Raw genomic sequence first — 3,810 nt, forward strand, 5'->3', positions numbered from 1 at the left:
GCCAGTGCCCGGGTGGATGGCAAGTGGCAGAAAACCGGTTTTCAACTGGGCAAGCTCGACCCCGCCATGGGCCAGCCCCTGCGCATCGCGCTGCCAAAATCCGCCGACCAAATTAAAGTGCAATACCGCACCAGCCCGGAGGCCTCGGGCCTGCAGTGGCTAACGCCCGCGCAGACGGCCGGCAAACAACACCCCTTTTTATTCACTCAAGCCCAGGCCATTCACGCGCGCAGCTTTATTCCCCTACAGGACACGCCACAGGTGCGCACCACCTACAGCGCCACCCTGCGCACCCCCAAGGCGTTGCGCGCGGTCATGAGTGCCGAAAATACACCCAACGCGCCCAAGACCGGGGTCTACACCTTTAACATGCCCCAGGCGATTCCCTCATACCTGATTGCGCTGGCGGTGGGCGATCTAGAATTTAAAGCCATGGGTGAACGCACCGGCGTCTACGCCGAGCCCTCCATGGTCGACAGCGCCGTGGCCGAATTTGAGGACACAGAGGCCATGTTAATAGCTACCGAAAAAGCCTACGGCCCCTACAGCTGGGGCCGTTACGATCTATTGATTCTACCGCCCAGCTTCCCCTTCGGCGGCATGGAAAACCCGCGCCTGAGCTTTATCACCCCCACAGTAATTGCCGGTGATAAAAGCCTGGTGTCGCTCATTGCCCACGAGCTGGCGCACTCCTGGTCGGGCAATACCGTCACCAACGCCACCTGGCGCGACCTGTGGTTGAACGAGGGTCACACCACTTACCTCACCTACCGCATTATGGAAATTATTTACGGCACCGACCGCTTCAACATGGAGAGCGTGCTGGGCTACCAGGATTTGGTGGCGGACTTAAAAGATTTACCCAAGCCCTATCAGCAGTTGGCCATTGATTTGCGCGGCAAAGATCCGGACGATGCCTTCTCGGACGTACCCTACGAAAAAGGCGCACTGCTGCTCAAAGAATTGGAAGACAAGGTCGGTCGCAAAGCCTTTGATGCCTACCTTAAGCAGTACATTGCCGATTTCGAATTCAAGAGCCTTACCACGGAACAATGGCTGGCCTATGTGGAAAAGCATTTGGTGAGCAAGTACCCCAAGCAAGTCTCCATGGCGCGCATTAAGCAGTGGATCTATGAAGCTGGCATTCCCGAGGGCGCACCCGAGCCCGAATCCGATGCCTTCACCAAAGTGGACGCCCTGCGCGATCAGTGGCTCGCCGGAACGCTGTCCATAGAAAAGATCGACGTAAAAAACTGGACGGTGCACCAGTGGTTATATTTTTTAAATAACATGCCCGCACAATTGTCGGCCGCGCAAATGACTGAGCTGGATAAGCGGTTCAACTTGACCGCCAGCCGCAATAACGAAATCGCCCACAGCTGGTTACTCATGGCCATCGGCAATAATTATCAGCCGGCCTTCGCGCGCCTGGAGGACTACCTAGTGCACATTGGCCGCCGCAAACTCATCACGCCGCTGTACAAAGCGCTGATGACCACAGACGCCGGCGCCGCATTTGCCAAGCGCGTGTACGCCCAGGCGCGCCCGGGTTATCACCCGCTCGCACAGGGCACCATGGACGCCATCGTCAACCCTTAAACCCGTACGCCAAGCACCCACACTCCGGTGGGCGCTTGGCTTGCCTTCAAAAGCGCTGATCGACACCGCCATTTCCCTAGGCTCGGCAAGTGTGAAAGAATGCCAGCCTGAGGCCCCACAACAGCCTGGCATGCAAAGCCGCCAAGCTAACCGGCACACCGCCCACCTAAACCCGCCCCACACAGGGCTGCCCGGCCCGAACAGCTTGCGGAGTCAACCATGATTCGAATAGTGCTCATTACCACCGTCATTGTGCTGCTGGTGATTTTCCTGCGCCAACTCAGGTTCTACCTGGCACGAGACCGGAAAGTAGACGAGTTAAAAGAAACTCGCTTAAAAACACACATGAAAGATATCGACAAAGAAATTGTCAAAGAAACCCAACGGCAAAAAGACATTGATGCCGAAATTGATAACCTCACCTCTGAACAAACGCCTGATAAGAAGGAAAACGACCAATGAATGGAATCCCCACAAAATTAATCGCCATGGGCGCAGCCTTTGTTGCACTGCTTGTGGTTTTTGTCACCGCCTTCGGTATTAACGACGCCGGCCACCGCACCGTGGTCCAGTACCCCACCGGCACACTCTACGTCAAATTTACACCCGGTATTTACCCACAGTGGTTTGGCTCTACAGAAGTTTACAACGACGTGCTGACCTTCGATTATGACAAAACCCCCAGCAAAGACGAATCGTCTATCGATCAAACGGGTATTTCCGTTCGCTACCAGGACGGCGGCACCGGCACCGTGTACGGCAAGGCGCGCTTTACCCTGCCCAACGACGAAGAGACCATGCTACACCTGCATAAGGCCTTCCGCTCAAACCGCGGCGTTTCACAAAAGCTGATTAAATCCGTAACCGAAGAGGGCATGAACCTCACAGCCGGCTTGATGAGTTCAGAGGAAGCCTACGCTGAAAAACGCAGTATCTTTACCCAGTGGGCCAGCCAGCAAATATCCCAGGGCAAGTTCCAAACACGCCTGGAAAAAATCACTTCGGTCGACGAAAGTACCGGTAAAACCGTCACCAAAAACATTCCCGTCATAAGCTATGGCGACGACGGTCTGCCCATTCACTTGAACAGCGATTTGGAAGATTACGGCATCGACGTCAATGGCTTCCAAATTACCGACTGGGATTTTGAACCCAAAACACTGCAGCAAATTGCCACCAAGCGCGAGGCCACCATGGCCATTATCACGGCTAAAGCCAACGCCGAGCGCGCCAAGCAAGACGCCATCACTTCAGAAGAACAAGGCAAGGCCAACGTCATGATGGCCAAGTACGAAAAAGAAGTGGTTAAAGAGCGCGCCATTGTAGATGCGCAGCGGGAAAAAGAAGTGGCCGTCATTACCGCCGAGAAAAACGTGGAAGTTGCCCGCCAGATGAAACTGGAAGCCGAGCAAAAGAAACTGGCGGCGGTGGAATACAAGCAAGAGCAAATCTTGCGCGGTGAAGGTGACGGCGCCTACAAGCGCATTGTCATGGAAGCCGATGGCGCCCTGGCCCAAAAGCTGGAAACCTATGAGCGCGTCATGGGCCGCTTTGCCAGCGCCGTCGAAAAGCAAAAGTGGGTGCCGGAAATTCAAATGGGCCAGGGTGGCTCGGGCGGCGACAACGCCATGACGCTGATCGAAATGATGGGCGTCAAAGCGGCTAAGGATCTGTCGCTGGATATGAAAGTTAAAAACTGATCGACTCCGCGGGTGCGCGATGCTCACCCGCGGGTACCACTCACCTTAGCGCGCTGTGCAGCCGCCGGCTCGCTAGGGCTTAGACTGAATTTCAACCCGCAAGATGCGATTGGTGGCACTTTGGTGAATCAGCAAATCGCCTTCGCGGGTGGCGCGCATATGCCTGACAATGCCCGAATAAATGTCGCCCGAGGGAATCGGCCAACTCTCAAAACGCTCCCGCTCTGGATCGAAACGCACGAGGGTATCGGGCCGCATGCCGGATTCGTTGTACCATATGCCGCCGTTCAGCACGGCAATGGCATAGGGGTGTGCGTCCGGCCCACTGGGTGACGCCCACTCTTGTGCTTTCCCCGTAGTGGTATCAAAACGCCCCAGGCGCCCCAGACTGGAATTCACATACCACAGCATACCGTCCTCCGCGAAGTCCAAGCGCCGCACCAACAACCGGCCGTTCTTCGAGAGGATCTCGGTGACGATGCCCTTCACGTAGTTGACCCGGTACTGCTCC

The 3,810-nt window shown here is 55.9% G+C and carries 4 protein-coding genes; 3 read left to right on the top strand and 1 reads right to left on the bottom strand.

Annotated features, from left to right (window positions below; all coding sequences use genetic code 11):
- The 3 genes from ACW8F6_RS03950 to ACW8F6_RS03960 all read left to right on the top strand — a co-directional run.
- Nucleotides 1-1,599, top strand: a 1,599-nt coding sequence (locus ACW8F6_RS03950; RefSeq protein WP_491574545.1) for a M1 family metallopeptidase, incomplete at its 5' end; no start/stop codon positions are given.
- Between the two features lie 219 nt (nt 1,600-1,818).
- Entirely contained in the window at nt 1,819-2,061 is a 243-nt protein-coding gene (locus ACW8F6_RS03955; RefSeq protein ID WP_491574546.1) for a hypothetical protein, read from the top strand.
- Nucleotides 2,058-3,299 (top strand): SPFH domain-containing protein, encoded by a 1,242-nt coding sequence (locus ACW8F6_RS03960; protein WP_491574547.1) that lies wholly within the window; start codon nt 2,058-2,060, stop codon nt 3,297-3,299. Before ACW8F6_RS03955 ends, ACW8F6_RS03960 begins: the two co-directional genes overlap by 4 nt.
- 72 nt (nt 3,300-3,371) lie before the next feature.
- Here the strand turns inward: ACW8F6_RS03960 and ACW8F6_RS03965 are convergent.
- A partial coding sequence (locus ACW8F6_RS03965; protein WP_491574548.1) for a Vgb family protein occupies nt 3,372-3,810 on the bottom strand: 439 nt, incomplete at its 5' end.

This window comes from Simiduia sp. (assembly GCF_058345725.1).

Excerpts from the sequence above, each read along its gene's own strand:
- ACW8F6_RS03955 (WP_491574546.1), top strand. The coding sequence starts at position 1,819 with ATGATTCGAATAGTGCTCATTACCACCGTCATTGTGCTGCTGGTGATT.
- ACW8F6_RS03960 (WP_491574547.1), top strand. The coding sequence starts at position 2,058 with ATGAATGGAATCCCCACAAAATTAATCGCCATGGGCGCAGCCTTTGTT.